Origin of the sequence: Pseudomonas soli (assembly GCF_021283165.2) — a bacterium.
Classification (GTDB): Bacteria; Pseudomonadota; Gammaproteobacteria; order Pseudomonadales; family Pseudomonadaceae; genus Aquipseudomonas; species Aquipseudomonas soli.
In genome coordinates this window covers 5,898,317-5,915,139 of record NZ_CP128543.1, presented here as the reverse complement: position 1 = coordinate 5,915,139, position 16,823 = coordinate 5,898,317, and the positions used below count along the sequence as shown (strand labels likewise).

Below are 16,823 nucleotides of genomic sequence, written 5' to 3'. Positions count from 1 at the left end.
CATCAGTCATCAAGGACGACAGGAAATGCAGACGCTGCAACGAAAGCACGATATCCAGCCATTGGAAGGCAATGAAATGACCCTCCTGGTCAATGGGTTGCCCGCAGTCGCCAGTGCCGGCGAGACTGTACTCAGCGTGCTCAACGCCGTTGGCCTGCGCCAGCTGGCGCGTAACGATCATGGCCAGCTCAGCGGTGCCTACTGCGGCATGGGCGTCTGCCATTGCTGCCTGGTGCAGATCGACGGTCGTCCCAAGCGTCGCGCCTGCCAGACCATCGTCAAACCGGGCATGCACATCGAGACCGAGGTCAACCGCGTGCACGAGGAGGCCCATCCATGAGCCTTCGTCCTGTGATCGTCGGTGGCGGCTCGGCCGGCATGGGCGCGGCCATCGAGCTGGCCGAACATGGCGTGGATTGCCTACTGTTCGACGAAGCCTCGCGCCCCGGTGGCGTGGTCTATCGTGGCCCGTTGCGCGCCGGCGTCGACCTGGGCTACCTGGGCCCGCGCTACACCAAGGCCCTGACCAAGCTGCACGAAGATTTCGCCGCCTGCGCCGAGCGCATCGACCTGCGTCTGAACCATCGCGTGGTGGGCGGTGACGACCAGCGGCTGATGGTCCTCGATGGCGACGAGCGCCTGCACGAGATCGACTATTCCCATCTGCTGCTGGCCGCCGGTTGCCATGAACGCAACGTGCCGTTCCCTGGTTGGACCTTGCCGGGCGTGATCCTGCTCGGTGGTTTGCAACTGCAGATCAAGAGCGGTGTGGTCAAGCCACTGGGCAGTACCCTGATTGCGGGTACCGGGCCTTTGCTGCCACTGGTCGCCTGCCAACTGCACGCCGCCGGTGCCAAGGTCGCGGGGGTGTACGAGGCCTGCTCGTTCAACCGCATCGCCAAGGAAAGCCTGGCGCTGATGAACAAGCCGCAGCTGTTCCTCGACGGCCTGAGCATGCTCGCCTACATGAAGCTCAACGGCATCCCCATGCATTACGGCTGGGGCGTGGTGGGCGCCACGGGGGAGGGCGAACTGCAGGAAGTCGAGGTCGCACCCTATACCCAGGACTGGCAACCGGACATGAGCCGTGTCCAGCGCGAGCAGGTGCGCACCCTGGCAGTGGGCTATGGCTTCATCCCGCGTACCCAGCTCAGCCAGCAACTGGGCCTGGCCCATGGTTTCAGCGAGGACGGCTACCTGCGCGCCGAATGCAACGTGTGGCAGCAAAGCAGCCAGCCGAACATTCACCTGGCGGGCGACATGGCCGGGATCCGCGGTGGCGAGGCGGCCATGCTGACCGGGCGCATTGCCGCGGTTTCGATGCTCCAGCAGATGGGCAAGCTCGATGCCGAGCAGGCGATCGAGCGCCGTGAGCGCTACCTGGGCAAGCTGGCTGCGATCAAGCGCTTCCGTTCCGGGGTTGAGCGCTACACCGCCCGTGGCGCCGCACAGGTCGCACTGCCACAGGCCGACACGGTGATCTGCCGTTGCGAACACGTGACTCGCGAGCAGATCGATCTGGCCCTGGAGCAGGGTGTGCAAGACATGGCCAGCCTGAAGATGCGCACCCGGGTGAGCATGGGCGACTGCCAGGGGCGCATGTGCGTCGGTTACTGCAGCGACCGTCTGCGCAGCGCCACCGGGCGCAAGGACGTGGGTTGGCTGCGCCCGCGCTTCCCGGTGGACCCGATCCCGTTTTCCGCATTCGAACAACTCGGCACGGAGGCCTGAACATGAAAAAGCACTACGACATCATCATCGCCGGTGGTGGAGTGATCGGCGCGTCCTGCGCCTACCAGCTGTCCAAGCGCAGCAACCTGAAGATCGCCTTGATCGACTGCAAGCGCCCGGGCAATGCCACCCGCGCCTCGGCCGGCGGCCTGTGGGCCATCGGCGAATCGGTGGGGCTGGGTTGCGGGGTGATCTTCTTTCGCATGATGTCCTCGCGCAGCAAGCGCGAGGCCAATGGCGCGGCGGTGGTGGTCGATTCGAGCACACCGCACATCCTGCCGGAATGCTTCTTCGACTTCGCCTTGCAGTCCAACGCGATTTATCCACAGCTGCACCAGGAACTGATCGAACGCCACGGCATGGACTTCAAGTTCGAGCGCACCGGGCTCAAGTACATCATCCAGGATGAAGAAGACCAGTTATACGCCGAGCACATCGTCAAGCAGATCCCGCACTTGGCCGACCAAGTTCGTTGGCTCGACCGCGACGCGCTGCGCGCTTCGGAACCGGCGGTAACGCTCAAGGCCAATGGCGCGCTGGAGTTTCTCTGCGATCACCAGGTCAGTCCGTTTCGCCTGGGCGATGCGTTCATGGAGGCGGCGCGGCAGAACGGCGTCGACCTGTACCCGAACGTCAACATCACCGGCGTGCTGCATGAAGGCTCACGGATCAAGGGCGTGCGCACCGCCGAAGCCGGTGAGTTCCATTGCGGCACATTGATCAATGCCGCTGGCGCCTGGGCGGCGGAACTGAGCGAGTGGGCCACCGGGGAGAGCATTCCGGTCAAGCCGGTGAAAGGCCAGATCGTGCTGACCGAGCGTCTGCCCAAGCTGCTCGATGGCTGCATCACCACCAGCGATTGCTACATGGCACAGAAAGACAACGGCGAGATCCTGATCGGCAGTACCACCGAGGAGAAGGGCTTTGATGTCAGCAATACCTTCCCGGAGATCAACGGCTTGGTACAGGGGGCGATCCGCTGCGTGCCACAGCTGGCGCAGGTGAACCTCAAGCGCACCTGGGCCGGCCTGCGGCCTGGGTCACCGGATGAGCTGCCGATTCTCGGGCCTGTGGATAATGTCCCGGGGTATTTCAACGCCTGTGGACATTTCCGTACCGGGATTCTGACCTCGGCGATTACCGGCGTGCTGCTGGACAAGGTTGTCCACAATGAGGCGCTGCCGCTGGATATCACGCCATTCCTGGCGTCGCGCTTCCACAGCGCTGGGGATAAACAGCGGGCCCATGGCTAAGTGGGCTTTGCCCTGCGATTGCGTTGGCAGGCATGACGCAATCGCGGGGCAAGTCCGCTCCCACGGGCGGTGCTGAAAGGTCCGGTCAGATCTGCATCGCCATCCCTTGCACATTCATCGCCGCCTGGCGCAGGGCCTCGGAGCGGGTCGGGTGCGGGTGGCAGGTGAGGGCGATGTCCTCGGCCGAGGCCGAGAACTCCATTGCCACGCAGAACTCGCCGATCATCTCGCTCACGCTTGGGCCGACCAGGTGCACGCCCAGCACCTCATCGGTCTCGGCATCGGCGATGACTTTGGCGAAGCCTTCGGTCTCATGGTTGATCTTGGCGCGGCTGTTGGCGGTGAAGGGGAACTTGCCGACCTTGTAGGCACGGCCTTCGGCCTTGAGCTGCTCTTCGGTCTTGCCGACGCTGGCCAGTTCCGGGCGGGTATAGATGACGCCCGGGATGAGGTTGTAGTTGACCTCGTGGGCCTTGCCGGCGATGCGCTCGATGCACGACACCGCTTCGTCTTCGGCCTTGTGCGCCAGCATCGGGCCGGAGGTGACGTCGCCGATCACCCAGATGCCTGGCACCGTGCTGCGGTGATGGTCGTTGGCGAGCATGCCGCGCTTGTCGGTTTGCAGCCCTGCGCTTTCCAGGTTCAGGCCTTGGGTATAAGGACGGCGGCCGATGGCTACCAGCACGTAGTCGGCCTGCAGGGTTTCGGCGGTACCACCGGCGGCGGGTTCCAGGGTCAGTGTGACGCCGTCGGCCGCGGCCGTGGCCTGGGTCACCTTGCTGCCCAGCTTGAAGGTCATGCCTTGCTTGGCCAGGGCTTTCTGCAGGGTCTTGGCGGTTTCTTCGTCGGTGCCAGGGCAGATGCGGTCCAGGTATTCGATCACCGTCACTTCGGCACCCAGGCGACGCCATACCGAACCCAGCTCCAGGCCGATCACCCCGGCGCCGATGACGATCAGATGCTTGGGCACCTGGGGCAGCGACAGGGCACCGGTGGAGTCGATGATGCGCTGGTTGTCGATGGTCACGCCGGGCAGCGGCGTGGGCTCCGAGCCGGTGGCAATGACGATGTCCTTGGCCTGCAGGGTGGTTTCACTGCCGTCCTCGGCCTTGACGATCACCTTGCCAACCCCGTCCAGGCGGCCCCAGCCCTTGACCCAGTCGACCTTGTTCTTGCGGAACAGGTATTCGATGCCCTTGGTCAGGCCAGTCACGCTTTCATCTTTCTGCTTCATCATCTGGCCCAGGTTGAGGGTCGGCTTGACCTCGATCCCCAGGTGGGCGAACTCATCGCCACTGGCTGCCTCATACAACTCGGAAGCGTGCAGCAATGCCTTGGAAGGCATGCAACCGACGTTCAGGCAGGTGCCGCCCAAGGTCGAGCGACCCTCGACACAGGCCACGCTCAGGCCCAGCTGGCCCGCACGGATCGCGGCGTTGTAGCCGCCGGGGCCGCCGCCAATGATCACCACGTCATAGGATTTCATGGGTTTCGTTACTCCGAGAGTGTGAGGAAGCGAAGAGGGCACAAGGTTAATCTGAGCGAGCAGGATTGTATACAATCTGCCATATAGGCTGCGCCAGATAGTTCTAGACCATGGTCGTGATTACCGGAAACTTCGTACGAATGAACTACCCTGATGCGGTGACGTCCGACACATTAAGGCGTGGCGTCCCGTGTCAACGAAAGGGAGGGTCATGAATGCTTGCGCAACTTCCACCTGCGTTGCAGAGCTTGCACTTACCTTTGCGCGTCAAGCTGTGGGACGGCAACCAGTTCGATCTGGGGCCGAGCCCGCAAGTCACCATCGTGGTCAAGGAACCCCAGCTCATTACCCAGCTCACCCATCCCAACCTCAATGAGTTGGGATCGGCCTTCGTCGAGGGCAAGCTGGAGCTGGAAGGCGATATCGGCGAAGTCATCCGGGTTTGCGACGAACTCAGCGATGCCTTGCTGCAGGATGAAGATGAGGTATTGCCGGCACGCACTGCCCATGACAAGACCACCGATGCCGAAGCCATTTCCTATCACTACGACCTGTCCAACGAGTTCTACCAACTGTGGCTCGACCGGGACATGGTCTATTCCTGTGCTTATTTCAAGGAGCCGGACAACACCCTGGCCCAGGCTCAGCAGGACAAGTTCGATCACCTGTGCCGCAAACTACGCCTGCAGGCTGGCGATTACCTGCTGGATGTCGGTTGTGGCTGGGGCGGGCTGGCGCGCTTTGCCGCCCGTGAGTATGGCGCCAAGGTGTTTGGCATCACCCTGAGCAAGGAACAGCTGAAGCTGGGCCGCCAGCGGGTCAAGGAGGAGGGCCTGGCTGACAAGGTCGACCTGCAGATCCTCGACTACCGCGACCTGCCCCAGGATGGTCGCTTCGATAAGGTGGTCAGCGTCGGCATGTTCGAGCATGTCGGCCACGCCAACCTCGAGCTGTACTGCCAACGGCTGTTCGGTGCCGTGCGCGAGGGTGGCCTGGTGATGAACCATGGCATCACGGCCAAGCATGTCGATGGCCGCCCCGTCGGCCGCGGCGCGGGCGACTTCATCGATCGTTATGTATTCCCCCATGGCGAGCTGCCGCATATCTCGATGATCACTGCACGGATTTGCGAAGCGGGCCTGGAGGTGGTCGACATCGAGAGCCTGCGCCTGCACTACGCCAAGACCCTCAACCACTGGAGCGAGAACCTCGAGAACCAGCTGCAACGCGCCGCCGCGCTGGTGCCGGAGAAGACCTTGCGTATCTGGCGCCTGTACCTGGCCGGTTGCGCCTACGCCTTCACCAAGGGCTGGATCAACCTCCATCAGATTCTCGCAGTGAAGCCTTACGCCGACGGTCACCACGACCTGCCATGGACCCGTGAGGACCTGTATCGCTGACCTCTACAGCGGCGTGCTCGTCCGGCACGCCGCTGCGCGCTACAGGATCGGTGAAATCAGGCGCGCGATGCGCATACCCAGCTGTTGCAGACGATGGGTGTCGCGGCTGTCTTCAGCGGTGATCTCCCTGGCCTGCTCGAAATCATTCACCAGCATGAGCTCGACCTGATCGGCAAAGGCACGATCCACAGTGAGCAAGGTGATCTCGAAATTCAGCCGGAACGAACGATTGTCGAGGTTGGCGCTGCCGATGGCGCTGACCTCGTCATCCACCAGCACGACTTTCTGGTGCAGGAACCCCGGTTGATAGCGGAACATGCGCACCCCGGCGCGCACCGCTTCGAAGGCGAACAGGCTGGAGGCGGCGTAGACGATGCGGTGGTCGGGGCGCGAGGGAATCAGGATGCGTACATCGACGCCCCTCAGTACCGCCAGGCGCAGGGCGGCGAAGATGGCTTCGTCGGGAATGAAGTAGGGGCTGGTGATCCATACCCGGCTGCTCGCCGAGTGAATCGCTTCGAGAAAGAACAGCGCGCAGGTTTCCTGGGGATCGGCCGGGCCGCTGGCCAGCGCCTGGCACAACACGCCATCCTCGGGGTAGGCATCAGGCAGGATCAGCGGCGGGAGCTGGCGCGTGGCCCAGTACCAGTCCTCGGCGAAGGACTCCTGCAGGCAGGCCAGCACCGGGCCGCTTATCTGTACGTGGGTATCGCGCCAGGGCGAGAGCTTGGGGTGTGCACCGAGGTATTCGTCTCCCACGTTGTGGCCACCGAGAAAACCTTGCAGACCATCAACCACCACGATCTTGCGATGATTGCGGAAGTTGACCTGAAAGCGGTTGAACCAGCCGCGGCGCGTGGCGAAGGCCTCAATCTGCACTCCACCGTCACGCAGTACCTGGCTGTAGCTGGCCGGCAGCGCATGGCTGCCGACGCGGTCGTAAAGCACGAAAATTCGGACACCTTCGGCGGCCTTGCGCAGCAATAGCTGCTGCAGTTCCTTGCCCAGGGCATCGTCATGGATGATGAAGAACTGCACCAGGACGGTGTCCCGCGCCATGCGGATGGCCGAGAAGATCGCCTCGAATGTGGCAGCGCCGTCGACCAGCAGTTTCACTTCGTTGTTGGCCAGGCATGGCATGCGCCCGAGCTTGGGCATGGCGCGCAGGGCGGCATAGCTGTCCGACTCGCGGGCGGTCAGCGCTTCCTCCACCCATGGGCGCCAGTTCAGGTTGGCCATGGCCACATGCATTTCCTGGTTGGCCTGGCGCCGCGCCTGGATGTACGCATAGAAGGAGCGGGCGCCGAACACCAGGTAGGGGATGAGCGTGAGGTAGGGGATGAACAGCAGCGACATGGCCCAGGCGATCGCACCTTGGGCGGTGCGCACGGTGAACACCGCATGCAGCGCGGCGGCCAGGCCGAGCAGGTGAATCAGACCGAGCACGTAACCGAAAAAGTAGGGGCTGTGGTAATCCATACGCATCCTGCTTGCCGAGAGTACTGCTGCTAACAGACCACGTTCGAGGGGACCACTGCAACCCACAGGCGAATTCGACGTCTAAAGGCTCAGTCCGGCCGGAGCCGGTATTTCGAGGAGCTTTCATCCATGAAGATTCGTCTGCCATTGCTCGCCCTGGCACTGGGGTTGGGCAGCCCGCTGGTCCACGCGCAGATGTTGCAACCCGGCTTGTGGGAGCTGACCACCAGCAATATGCAGGTCGATGGCAAGCCGTTGCCAGACATGGAGTTCATGCTCGGCCAGTTGAAGAACCTGCCGCCTGAGCAACGGGCGATGATGGAAGGTGCCCTGGCCAAGCAGGGCATCACCGTGGGCGGCAAGGGTGTGCGCTCGTGCCTGACCGCCGAGCAGGTCAAGACCAACGACATCCCCCTGCAGGACCCGCAATCGGGCTGCACGCAGAAGATCACCGAGCGCAATGGCAATGTCTGGAAGTTCCAGTTCAACTGCCCGAAAGCCCAGGGTACCGGCCAGGCCACCTTCCTCAGCGACCGTGAGTTCCTGACCAAGGTCAACGGCACGTTCAATGCCTCCGGTGTCCAGCAACAGGGAAGCATGGATACCCGGGCGGTCTGGCTGGGCAACGACTGTGGAACAGTGAAGCCACGCAGTTGAAGTAGCGCTCACCACCGATGTTGAGTCACCGCAACCGCGTCGTGGGCATGCAGGCTCTCTGCATGCTCCACGCGTACGCTGAACCCCAACACCTCTTCAATCTGCATCAATGCCAGGTGCAGGCGCCGGGCAGCATCCTCGCAGAACATCAGGTTCTGTCCATTGGCCAGGGCAAAAGCCTGCTCGTCGGCGCGCTTCACTGCGGTCTGCACTGCGGTGCCCAGCGCGGCTTCCGCCGCGTCGATCAGCCCTGTCAGGTTCAGCGCTTCCCCTGCAAGGCGTACCTGAAGCCTGGCCATGCTCCGTTGGCTATGGGGCGTGGCGACGATCCCGTCACTACTGCCCAGCCATTGGCGAATGCCGCAGCGGTCCAATGGCCGGTGGGCGAAGTCCCTGTCGAACTGCTCCTGGATCAACTGCCTTGCTAGTGCTGCCGAGCATGGGCATGTCGACGAGTACGGCACATTCACTGATAGTTCCACGTGGAACATTTCATCTTCAAGCTTGGCATCCACGGTTACCGGGTAGCGCTTCCAGCCAGCCAACGGACTGATCAGTGCCGACCGTTTGAGCAGATGATCAAAGGTCAGGCGCAGATAAGCATTGTTGGACAGGCCGGTGTGGCTAAGCAGAAATGACCGCAGTATATGGCGTAGAAGCGGGGGTGACAGGGGTTGTTGCTCCAGCGCCTCCAATGCCAGGTACAGCCGGGACATGTGGATGCCGCGTGAGGCGCCATCGTCGAGGCTCACTCCGGCATCGGCAAATGCGGTGACGGTGCGCCCGTCGAGTTGCAGCGCAACGGCGATACCATTCATGCCCACCCAGTCCAGCGGCAGTGCCTGTTGGTTGCTTTGGGCGGCGACATCGGGAAGGGATAGGCTGGTCATGGAAGGGATCCTGAACGGTTAAAGTCACTGGCAACCGCCGATGAGGCTGCAATGCAGGTTGAAGCGTTGGCCGCTGGAGCTGGAAACACGATTCAGCGTGGTCCAGCCAATACGCCGGCTGTAGCCGACCCAAGCCTCGCCGTCGCTGGCCAGGCCGGTAAAGAACGTCAATGCGCCGTGGCGGCTGTTGGTTTGCGCCCAAAGCCGCTTGCTCGCAACTTCATACCCGCGCAAGTAAAAGGTGCTGCCCTCGGTTCGCACGCTGTAGTAGTTGCCCTTGCTGTCCTGGCAGGCCAGCAAGGTTGCGCTGCGGGTGCACCGTGCAAGGTCGGTAGTGGGCATGGCAAAGAGCTGCTCTGGATGAACGAGCAGCAGCAGGGCGATGACGCCAGGTAGTTTCATGACGCTCTCCAGGCAACCGTTCGGCGATACGGCTTGGCGAAATTGTATTGTTATAATATAACATTGTGCAATGCATCGTTTCGAATGCGCCTGCCCGATGAGGTTCGTCATGCCCAACCGTCTTCCTGTCACCGTGCTGTCCGGCTTCCTGGGTGCCGGCAAGAGCACGTTGCTCAACCATGTCCTGCGTAACCGCGACAATTTGCGCGTGGCCGTGATCGTCAACGACATGAGTGAAATCAACATCGATGCCAGTGAGGTGCAACGCAATGTCAGCCTCAACCGCGCTGAGGAAAAGCTGGTTGAGATGAGCAACGGCTGCATCTGCTGCACACTGCGCGAGGACCTGCTGGAGGAGGTGGCCCGGTTGGCGGGCGAGGGTCGCTTCGATTACCTGCTGATCGAGTCCACGGGTATATCCGAGCCGCTTCCGGTCGCCGAGACGTTCACCTTTCGCGATGAGCAGGGCCGCAGTCTCTCCGACATGGCACGCCTCGACACCATGGTCACCGTTGTCGATGGGCTGAACTTCCTTCGCGATTATCAGGCAGCCGAAAGCCTGGCCAGTCGGGGTGAGACCTTGGGCGAAGGTGACGAACGTTCGATCAGTGACTTGCTGATCGAGCAGGTTGAGTTCGCCGATGTGTTGCTGCTGAGCAAGATCGACCTGATCAGCCAGCATGAGCGCGAAGAATTGACCGCCATCCTGCGCAGCCTCAATGCGCGGGCGCAGATCGTGCCGATGGTGATGGGCCAGGTGCCTTTGGCGCGCATCCTCGATACCGGCCTGTTCGATTTCGACCAGGCCGCGCAGGCGCCGGGCTGGCTGCAGGAGCTGCGTGGCGAACATGTGCCGGAAACCGAGGAGTATGGTATTGCCGCGACCACCTGGCAGGCGCGCCGGCCATTCCATCCGCAGCGTTTCTTCGACTTTATCCACAAGCCTTGGAGCAACGGCCGCTTGCTGCGCTCCAAAGGGTTCTTCTGGCTGGCTAGCAAGTTCCAGGAGGCCGGTAGCTGGTCGCAGGCCGGCGGCATGATGCGCCATGGCCTGGCTGGTCGTTGGTGGCGTTTCGTGCCGCGCGAACAATGGCCGCAGGATGAAGAGAACACCGCGGCGATCCTCAAGCAGTGGTCCGCGGAAGCGGGCGACTGCCGACAGGAACTGGTGTTCATCGGGCAGAACATCGACTTTGTTCGGTTATCCACAGAGCTGGAAGCCTGCCTGCTCGATGATGAGGAAATGGAGTTGGGGCCGATGGGCTGGCTGCGCCTGCCGGACCCCTTTGGTGAGTGGCATGAGGACGCTGCGGCATGACTGTGGATATCCGCCAGGTCTTCGGTGAGTCACCCCAGGTGATGACGGAGATTCTCCAGGATGGGGTCAACCTCGCGGTCTGGCAGCGCCGCCTGCCGGCCCAGGTCGAGGACTTCGCCAACCTGGTGCTGAGCCTGGGCCAGCCATTGGCCGATGAGCGCGTGATCGAGGTGGATGAACGCCAGCCGCCAGCGTTGCCCGGGCTGCTCAGAGAAACCGCCGATCTGCATGGCTACGATGGCTTCGTCGCCGATGTGGCCTGGCTGGTGGCGGCCTATACCTGCCTGCTGGGCGCTCGGCGCCTAGGGGTGCGGCTGCGGGTGCTTGAGGGGGCGATGTGCCCGCGCATGCATGTGGATCATGTGCCATTGCGCCTGCTCAGTACCTACGCCGGCGCAGGTAGCGAATGGCTGCCAGAGGGTGCCATCGACCGTACCCGGTTGCAGCTGGCGCCGCCGCCTGTGGATAACGTCCGGCGATTGGTGGCGGGAGAGGTAGCCCTGCTCAAGGGTGAGAAGTGGCTGGGGAACGAGGGTGCGGGCTTGGTCCACCGGTCCCCGCAGACACCCGCCGGGGAGCGTCGCTTGCTGTTGAGCCTGGACTGGTTGGCATGAATTGCCGGACGCCCCGGTATAGACTGCCATCAAGCCCTTGCGATACCGAGCCATGTTGCAGAACATCCCCACCCATGTGATCGCCGGCCCGCTAGGCGCCGGCAAGACCAGCCTGATCCGTCACTTGCTGGAGCAACGACCAACTGGTGAGCGTTGGGCCGTGCTGGTCAACGAATTTGGCCAGATCGGCCTGGATGCCGCCTTGCTCAGCCGTGATGAGGCCGGCATCGCCATCGCAGAGGTGGCGGGAGGCTGTCTGTGCTGCGTCAATGGCGCACCGTTCCAGGTGGGGCTCGGCCGCCTGCTGCGCAAGGCGCGCCCGGATCGCCTGTTCATCGAACCGTCCGGCCTCGGTCACCCACTCGAATTGCTGGAGCAACTGGGGCGGGCGCCTTGGACCGGTGTCCTGTCGGTCCAGCCACTGTTGATGGTGCTGGATGCCGCGGCCCTTTCCCGGGGCACTGGCTTGCCAGAGGCACAGAACATGGCATTGGCGAAGGCGGGGTTGCTGCTGTTCAACAAGGCGAGCTCCATGGATGCTGCCACCCGCCTGTTGATAACTGCATCATTGCCTGAAGTCCCGGCGTTGTGGACGGATCATGGCGCGCTAGCCCTCGCTGAGTTGCCTGTATCGCCCGCGGCGCCAGCAGCGGGCTCACTCGACCTTTCCAGTTTGCCTGTGGATAACGGCCCCGTCCCACGGCCCACCTTGTGGGTGGATCCGCGGCAACCGATCTGTCAGTCCCGGCTGGCGGACGAGGGCTGGAGCGTAGGTTGGCGCTGGCATCCGGGCCAGTTCTTCGATGAAATGGCGCTACGTGGCGTTCTTGAGCAATGGTCGTGGTGCCGGGCGAAAGGGGTTATCCACACCGCGGCGGGGTGGCAGTCGTTCAATGGCCTGGAACGTGGGGCGCTGGAATGGCGCCCCAGCGAATGGCGCAGGGACTCGCGCATCGAGCTGATCTTCGATCAGCCACAACCAGTGCAGGTGCTCCAGGCGGCCATCGCCAGCTGTTACGTTGCTGGCTGATCAATTGCGCCAGCGGTTATGTTCCTGGCGCCATTGCTGCATTTCGATGACGTTGTCGGTGCGTGGCGGGGTCTTGATCTCGAACGGGTAGGGTGCAAGTTCGATCTGCATGGTGTGGGCGCCGAACTGGGTGACAGTGCCGGGGTGACGTTGTTCGCCGGTAACGGTGAACTCGAAATTGTAGATGCGCGCCAGGCGCTTTCGGCCATTGGCGTCGCGCACGAAAGCGATGCGCTTGAGCGCCACGGCGTCGTCGAGCAGTTCCAGGTCGAGCTTGGCACAATGCTGCTTGACCCGAGCCAGGGCCTTCTCGCGAAGCCCGTGGTTGTGCCACAGCCAGGCGCCTGCGGTCGCCACCAGCATCAGGACGAAAAGGTTTTCCAGGGTCAGCATTTGCGTAAGCTCCAGACAGGTCGATCCAGCTTAACTGCGTCTCTGGCCTGTCGTACAGATGGCAATCAGGTTCATACTGCGGGCCGCACATTTCTTCACATAGTTTCGGAAGCGCCCTGCATGAAACGTACACCGCACCTGCTCGCCATTCAGTCCCACGTGGTCTTTGGACACGCCGGCAACAGCGCCGCGGTGTTTCCCATGCAGCGGGTCGGGGTCAACGTCTGGCCACTCAACACGGTGCAGTTCTCCAACCACACTCAGTATGGCCAGTGGGCGGGGGAAGTGCTTGCGCCAGCGCAAATTCCCGCGTTGGTGGAAGGCATTTCCAATATCGGCGAATTGGGCCACTGCGATGCGGTGCTGTCGGGTTACCTGGGCAGTGCCGAGCAGGGGCGGGCGATCCTGGCTGGCGTCGAGCGGATCAAGGCGGTCAATCCCAGGGCTTTGTACCTGTGCGACCCGGTCATGGGCCATGCCGAGAAAGGTTGCATCGTGCCGGCCGAGGTAAGTGAATTCCTGCTCGAGCAGGCCGTGGCCAAGGCCGATATCCTGTGCCCCAACCAGCTTGAGCTGGACAGTTTCTGTGGCCGCCGCGCGCAGTCGCTGGAGGATTGCGTGGGCATGGCGCGCGGGTTGTTGGAGCGTGGGCCGCAGGTAGTGCTGGTCAAGCACCTGAATTATCCACAGCGCGCGGACGATGCCTTCGAGATGCTCCTGGTGACCCGCGAAGCCAGCTGGCACCTGCGTCGGCCACTGCTGGCGTTCCCGCGTCAGCCGGTAGGGGTGGGCGACCTGACGTCAGGGTTGTTCCTCGCCCGGGTGCTGCTTGGCGATAACTGGCTGCAAGCCTTCGAGTTCACCGCCGCTGCCGTGCATGAGGTGCTGCTGGAAACCCAGGCCTGCGCCAGCTATGAACTGCAGCTGGTGCGGGCCCAGGATCGCATCGCCCACCCACGGGTGCGCTTCGAGGCGCAGCGCCTGAACGGCTAGATCGAATCGGTCTTCAGGTTCTGATAGCGCTGCTCTAGCTCCTGGCGGATCTGTCGGCGCTGCTGACCCTGCAGGAAGCGGCGCTTCTCTTCGCTGCTCTGCGGCTGGCGTGGTGGTACCTTCACCGGGCGCCGGTCATCGTCGACAGCCACCATGGTGAAGAAGCAGCTGTTGGAGTGGCGTACAGAGCGCTCGCGGATATTCTCCGTGACAACCTTGATGCCCACCTCCATCGAGGTGTTGCCGGTGTAGTTGACCGACGCCAGGAAGGTCACCAGTTCGCCGACGTGCACCGGCTCGCGGAAGATCACCTGGTCCACCGACAGGGTCACCACATAGGTACCGGCATAGCGGCTGGCGCAGGCATAGGCGACTTCGTCGAGGTACTTGAGCAGGGTGCCGCCGTGTACGTTGCCAGAGAAGTTGGCCATGTCCGGTGTCATCAGGACGGTCATGGTCAGCTGGGCGTTTCCAGGTTCCATAGAGAGCTCACGGTGAATTTGCACGGTATCGGGGCGGGTATCTGCAGACACTTCTGTTTCCCCTCTTTGAGGTTTCCCATCCTGGTACGGGACGTCGGCTGACGCTCCATCGTCACGCCAATATTGCCATCGGCGGTGTCGAATCTGCCGATCTGTTTCTGCATATTGCATTGGCAATTTGCGGCAAGGCGCGATGTTAACCTGACGACGCCCATGCAACGTGGGCTTTCGCGTCAATCACAACAGTATGTGCCTGCTCCGCGCCCAGGGTCTTCCCAGCAGAGGAGCGGTTCGCCCCCAGCATCGAAAACAAGGAGTAACACGCCATGCATGCCATCAGCTTCATCCAGGATCTGGCGGTGATCATGCTGGTTGCCGGGGTGGTCACCATTCTCTTTCATCGCCTCAAGCAGCCCGTGGTGCTGGGCTACATCGTCGCCGGCTTCATCATCGGGCCGCACACGCCGCCGTTCGGGCTGATCCACGACGAAGACACCATCAAGACCCTGGCTGAACTGGGAGTGATCTTCCTGATGTTCTGCCTGGGCCTGGAGTTCAGCCTGCGCAAGCTGTTCAAGGTCGGTGCCACGGCGTTCATCGCCGCCTTCCTGGAAATCGTCCTGATGATCTGGATCGGTTTCGAGATAGGTCGCTGGTTCGGCTGGAACACCATGGATTCGCTTTTCCTCGGGGCGATCCTGGCGATTTCTTCGACCACCATCATCGTCAAGGCGCTCAACGACCTGAAGATGAAGAACGAGCGCTTTGCCCAACTGATCTTCGGCGTGCTGATCGTCGAGGATATTCTCGGCATCGGTATCATCGCGCTGCTGTCGGGCATCGCCGTCAGCGGTACGGTGAGCTCCGGCGAGGTGTTCTCGACCGTGGGCAAGTTGTCGCTGTTCATGATCGTCGCGCTGGTCATCGGCATCTTGCTGGTGCCGCGGCTGCTGGCCTATGTGGCCAAGTTCGAAAGCAACGAAATGCTGCTGATTACCGTGCTGGGCCTGTGTTTCGGCTTCTGCCTGCTGGTGGTCAAGCTCGAGTACAGCATGGTGCTGGGTGCCTTCCTGATCGGCGCAATCATGGCCGAGTCGCGCGAGCTGCTGAAGATCGAGCGCCTGATCGAGCCGGTGCGCGACTTGTTCAGTGCCATCTTCTTCGTGGCCATCGGCCTGATGATCGACCCGTCGATCCTGCTCGAATACGCTTGGCCGATCGTGGTCATCACCCTGGCGGTGGTGTTGGGCAAGATGCTTTCCTGCGGCATGGGGGCGTTCATTGCCGGCAATGATGGACGCACTTCGCTGCGTGTGGGGATGGGGCTTTCGCAGATCGGCGAATTCTCCTTCATCATCGCTGCCCTGGGCATGACCCTGCAGGTCACCAGCGACTTCCTCTACCCGGTCGCGGTGGCGGTATCGGCCATCACCACCCTGCTCACGCCCTACCTGATCCGCGCTGCCGACCCGTTGTCGATCAAGCTGGGCAATGTGGTACCCAGCCGCCTGGCGCGGGTGCTTTCGCTGTACGGCGAGTGGTTGCGCAGCATCCAGCCCCAGGGCGAGGGGGCCATGCTGGCGGCGATGATCCGGCGCATCCTGTTGCAGGTCGGGGTCAACCTGGCGCTGGTGATCGCGATCTTCTTCAGTGGCGGCTATTTCGCCGGGCGTATCGGCGTCTGGCTCAGCGAATGGGTGACGGACGCCGGTCAGCAGAAGGCGCTGATCTGGGGCGCGGCGCTGCTGCTGTCGTTGCCGTTCCTGATTGCCGCGTACCGCAAGCTCAAGGCACTGTCGATGTTGCTGGCAGAGATGGGCGTCAAGCCGGAGATGGCGGGGCGACATACCCAGCGCGTAAGACGGGTGATCGCCGAGGTGATTCCGCTGCTGTCACTGCTGGTGATCTTCCTGCTACTGTCAGCCTTGTCGGCGAGCATTCTGCCCACCAGCGAACTGCTGCTGATCATCGCGGTAGTGGCGGCGGTAGTGGTGGCACTGCTGTGGCGCTGGCTGATCCGTGTGCATACGCGAATGCAGGTGGCGTTGCTGGAGACGCTGGAGAACAGCCGCGATCATTCGCACTGAGGGAGCGGTTAACGCTTTCTGCGCAAGATTTCACCGTCGTCCGAGGGGATGGAGCGGTAGCAGTGTCGCCAGGCGCAGAGAGCCTGGCGATTCTACGAGTGATTGGTAGCTATAAGCCATCACTTTGTGCGGGTATTTCTCATTCAGCTTTCCAGCCAGACATCCCGCGCCCAGTGCCAGACCGATTCCCAGCTTTCCTCGGTGACGATTTCCTCTTCACCGGACCACAGCACCACGGTGCCGTCCTCTTCGACGCAGTAGAAATCGTCTCCGTCCTGGCAGATCGGTATGAGGTCGCGGGGCACGCCGGCGTCCCAGGCATTGGCCGCCACCTCCGGCAGGTAGGTGTGGGATTGCGGGTCGGTCACGGTGACCGGCTCGAGGCTGCCGTACACCACGTCACTGACGGTCAGCAGGTATTCCTTGAACACGAAGGGGATGTTGATGAACAGCTCTTCCTCGATCTCGACCAGCTGATCCTCGTCCGGCAGTTCCAGCGGCACCGGTACCGGCTCGTTGGCTTCACGGAGTTGTTCGATCACTTCTTCCACGGTTCACATCCTCTGACCTTATGACAACGCTGCGCGTTATACCCTAGTAGGCCGCTC

General features: G+C 62.4%; 17 protein-coding genes. 10 read left to right on the top strand and 7 right to left on the bottom strand.

Annotated elements, in window-relative coordinates; translation table 11 throughout:
- Positions 1-25 precede the first annotated feature (25 nt).
- Genes hcnA through hcnC form a run of 3 tightly spaced genes read left to right on the top strand, consistent with a single transcriptional unit; the run spans position 26 to position 2,984 of the window.
- A complete protein-coding gene (hcnA, locus tag LU688_RS27305; RefSeq protein WP_023629670.1) occupies positions 26-340 on the top strand; it encodes a cyanide-forming glycine dehydrogenase subunit HcnA in 315 nt (104 codons plus the stop codon).
- Positions 337-1,731 (top strand): cyanide-forming glycine dehydrogenase subunit HcnB, encoded by a 1,395-nt coding sequence (hcnB, locus tag LU688_RS27300; protein WP_046857637.1) that lies wholly within the window; start codon positions 337-339, stop codon positions 1,729-1,731. Before hcnA ends, hcnB begins: the two co-directional genes overlap by 4 nt.
- Before the next feature lie 2 nt (positions 1,732-1,733).
- The gene (gene hcnC, locus LU688_RS27295) at positions 1,734-2,984 is read left to right on the top strand and encodes a cyanide-forming glycine dehydrogenase subunit HcnC (RefSeq protein WP_094010878.1); all 1,251 of its coding nucleotides are present in this window, start codon (positions 1,734-1,736) and stop codon (positions 2,982-2,984) included.
- 85 nt (positions 2,985-3,069) lie between these two features.
- Here hcnC and lpdA read toward each other — a convergent pair whose 3' ends face one another.
- On the bottom strand, positions 3,070-4,470 hold the full coding sequence (gene lpdA, locus LU688_RS27290) for a dihydrolipoyl dehydrogenase (protein ID WP_094010879.1): 1,401 nt from the start codon (positions 4,468-4,470) through the stop codon (positions 3,070-3,072).
- Positions 4,471-4,685: 215 nt separating this feature from the next.
- Between lpdA and cfaB the strand changes: the two genes are divergently transcribed.
- Complete coding sequence (gene cfaB, locus LU688_RS27285) at positions 4,686-5,870, top strand: C17 cyclopropane fatty acid synthase CfaB (RefSeq protein ID WP_094010880.1); 1,185 nt, start codon at positions 4,686-4,688, stop codon at positions 5,868-5,870.
- A gap of 39 nt (positions 5,871-5,909) precedes the next feature.
- Here cfaB and cls read toward each other — a convergent pair whose 3' ends face one another.
- On the bottom strand, positions 5,910-7,349 hold the full coding sequence (gene cls, locus LU688_RS27280; protein WP_038707076.1) for a cardiolipin synthase: 1,440 nt from the start codon (positions 7,347-7,349) through the stop codon (positions 5,910-5,912).
- A 129-nt stretch (positions 7,350-7,478) separates the two neighbouring features.
- Here cls and LU688_RS27275 point away from each other — a divergent pair, with 129 nt between their 5' ends.
- On the top strand, positions 7,479-8,006 hold the full coding sequence (locus tag LU688_RS27275) for a DUF3617 domain-containing protein (protein WP_023629675.1): 528 nt from the start codon (positions 7,479-7,481) through the stop codon (positions 8,004-8,006).
- A gap of 8 nt (positions 8,007-8,014) precedes the next feature.
- Here the strand turns inward: LU688_RS27275 and folE2 are convergent, their stop codons facing one another.
- Together folE2 and LU688_RS27265 are read right to left on the bottom strand one after the other, a co-directional pair.
- Positions 8,015-8,896 (bottom strand): GTP cyclohydrolase FolE2, encoded by an 882-nt coding sequence (gene folE2, locus LU688_RS27270; protein WP_094010881.1) that lies wholly within the window; start codon positions 8,894-8,896, stop codon positions 8,015-8,017.
- Between the two features lie 24 nt (positions 8,897-8,920).
- The gene (locus LU688_RS27265) at positions 8,921-9,298 is read right to left on the bottom strand and encodes a hypothetical protein (RefSeq protein WP_023629677.1); all 378 of its coding nucleotides are present in this window, start codon (positions 9,296-9,298) and stop codon (positions 8,921-8,923) included.
- A 109-nt stretch (positions 9,299-9,407) separates the two neighbouring features.
- On the opposite strand from LU688_RS27265, the gene zigA reads away from it, so the two are divergent.
- From zigA to LU688_RS27250, 3 genes are read left to right on the top strand one after another with little or no spacing between them, the layout of a single operon-like run.
- Complete coding sequence (gene zigA / locus LU688_RS27260; protein WP_023629678.1) at positions 9,408-10,616, top strand: zinc metallochaperone GTPase ZigA; 1,209 nt, start codon at positions 9,408-9,410, stop codon at positions 10,614-10,616.
- Positions 10,613-11,230, top strand: coding sequence for a DUF1826 domain-containing protein (locus LU688_RS27255; protein WP_094010882.1), 618 nt, complete (start codon positions 10,613-10,615; stop codon positions 11,228-11,230). Before zigA ends, LU688_RS27255 begins: the two co-directional genes overlap by 4 nt.
- 52 nt (positions 11,231-11,282) lie before the next feature.
- A complete protein-coding gene (locus LU688_RS27250) occupies positions 11,283-12,260 on the top strand; it encodes a CobW family GTP-binding protein (RefSeq protein ID WP_094010883.1) in 978 nt (325 codons plus the stop codon).
- Here LU688_RS27250 and LU688_RS27245 read toward each other — a convergent pair whose 3' ends face one another.
- Positions 12,261-12,653: a DUF3301 domain-containing protein gene (locus tag LU688_RS27245; protein WP_023629680.1), complete on the bottom strand. Its 393-nt coding sequence runs from the start codon at positions 12,651-12,653 to the stop codon at positions 12,261-12,263.
- A gap of 120 nt (positions 12,654-12,773) precedes the next feature.
- Here LU688_RS27245 and pdxY point away from each other — a divergent pair, with 120 nt between their 5' ends.
- Entirely contained in the window at positions 12,774-13,646 is an 873-nt protein-coding gene (pdxY, locus tag LU688_RS27240; protein WP_023629681.1) for a pyridoxal kinase PdxY, read from the top strand.
- Here the strand turns inward: pdxY and LU688_RS27235 are convergent.
- Positions 13,643-14,128, bottom strand: a complete 486-nt coding sequence (locus LU688_RS27235) for an acyl-CoA thioesterase (protein WP_023629682.1) — start codon at positions 14,126-14,128, stop codon at positions 13,643-13,645. The two genes, pdxY and LU688_RS27235, sit on opposite strands and share 4 nt — an antisense overlap.
- A 326-nt stretch (positions 14,129-14,454) precedes the next feature.
- Between LU688_RS27235 and LU688_RS27230 the strand changes: the two genes are divergently transcribed.
- Positions 14,455-16,215: a cation:proton antiporter gene (locus LU688_RS27230; RefSeq protein ID WP_023629683.1), complete on the top strand. Its 1,761-nt coding sequence runs from the start codon at positions 14,455-14,457 to the stop codon at positions 16,213-16,215.
- Positions 16,216-16,358: 143 nt separating this feature from the next.
- Here the strand turns inward: LU688_RS27230 and LU688_RS27225 are convergent, their stop codons facing one another.
- Positions 16,359-16,766, bottom strand: a complete 408-nt coding sequence (locus tag LU688_RS27225; protein ID WP_023629684.1) for an SMI1/KNR4 family protein — start codon at positions 16,764-16,766, stop codon at positions 16,359-16,361.
- Between the last annotated feature and the right edge of the window lie 57 nt (positions 16,767-16,823).

Coding starts and splice junctions, on each gene's coding strand:
- hcnA (WP_023629670.1), top strand. CDS start 26: ATGCAGACGCTGCAACGAAAGCACGATATCCAGCCATTGGAAGGCAAT.
- hcnB (WP_046857637.1), top strand. CDS start 337: ATGAGCCTTCGTCCTGTGATCGTCGGTGGCGGCTCGGCCGGCATGGGC.
- hcnC (WP_094010878.1), top strand. CDS start 1,734: ATGAAAAAGCACTACGACATCATCATCGCCGGTGGTGGAGTGATCGGC.
- lpdA (WP_094010879.1), bottom strand. CDS start 4,470: ATGAAATCCTATGACGTGGTGATCATTGGCGGCGGCCCCGGCGGCTAC.
- cfaB (WP_094010880.1), top strand. CDS start 4,686: ATGCTTGCGCAACTTCCACCTGCGTTGCAGAGCTTGCACTTACCTTTG.
- cls (WP_038707076.1), bottom strand. CDS start 7,349: ATGGATTACCACAGCCCCTACTTTTTCGGTTACGTGCTCGGTCTGATT.
- LU688_RS27275 (WP_023629675.1), top strand. CDS start 7,479: ATGAAGATTCGTCTGCCATTGCTCGCCCTGGCACTGGGGTTGGGCAGC.
- folE2 (WP_094010881.1), bottom strand. CDS start 8,896: ATGACCAGCCTATCCCTTCCCGATGTCGCCGCCCAAAGCAACCAACAG.
- LU688_RS27265 (WP_023629677.1), bottom strand. CDS start 9,298: ATGAAACTACCTGGCGTCATCGCCCTGCTGCTGCTCGTTCATCCAGAG.
- zigA (WP_023629678.1), top strand. CDS start 9,408: ATGCCCAACCGTCTTCCTGTCACCGTGCTGTCCGGCTTCCTGGGTGCC.
- LU688_RS27255 (WP_094010882.1), top strand. CDS start 10,613: ATGACTGTGGATATCCGCCAGGTCTTCGGTGAGTCACCCCAGGTGATG.
- LU688_RS27250 (WP_094010883.1), top strand. CDS start 11,283: ATGTTGCAGAACATCCCCACCCATGTGATCGCCGGCCCGCTAGGCGCC.
- LU688_RS27245 (WP_023629680.1), bottom strand. CDS start 12,653: ATGCTGACCCTGGAAAACCTTTTCGTCCTGATGCTGGTGGCGACCGCA.
- pdxY (WP_023629681.1), top strand. CDS start 12,774: ATGAAACGTACACCGCACCTGCTCGCCATTCAGTCCCACGTGGTCTTT.
- LU688_RS27235 (WP_023629682.1), bottom strand. CDS start 14,128: ATGGAACCTGGAAACGCCCAGCTGACCATGACCGTCCTGATGACACCG.
- LU688_RS27230 (WP_023629683.1), top strand. CDS start 14,455: ATGCATGCCATCAGCTTCATCCAGGATCTGGCGGTGATCATGCTGGTT.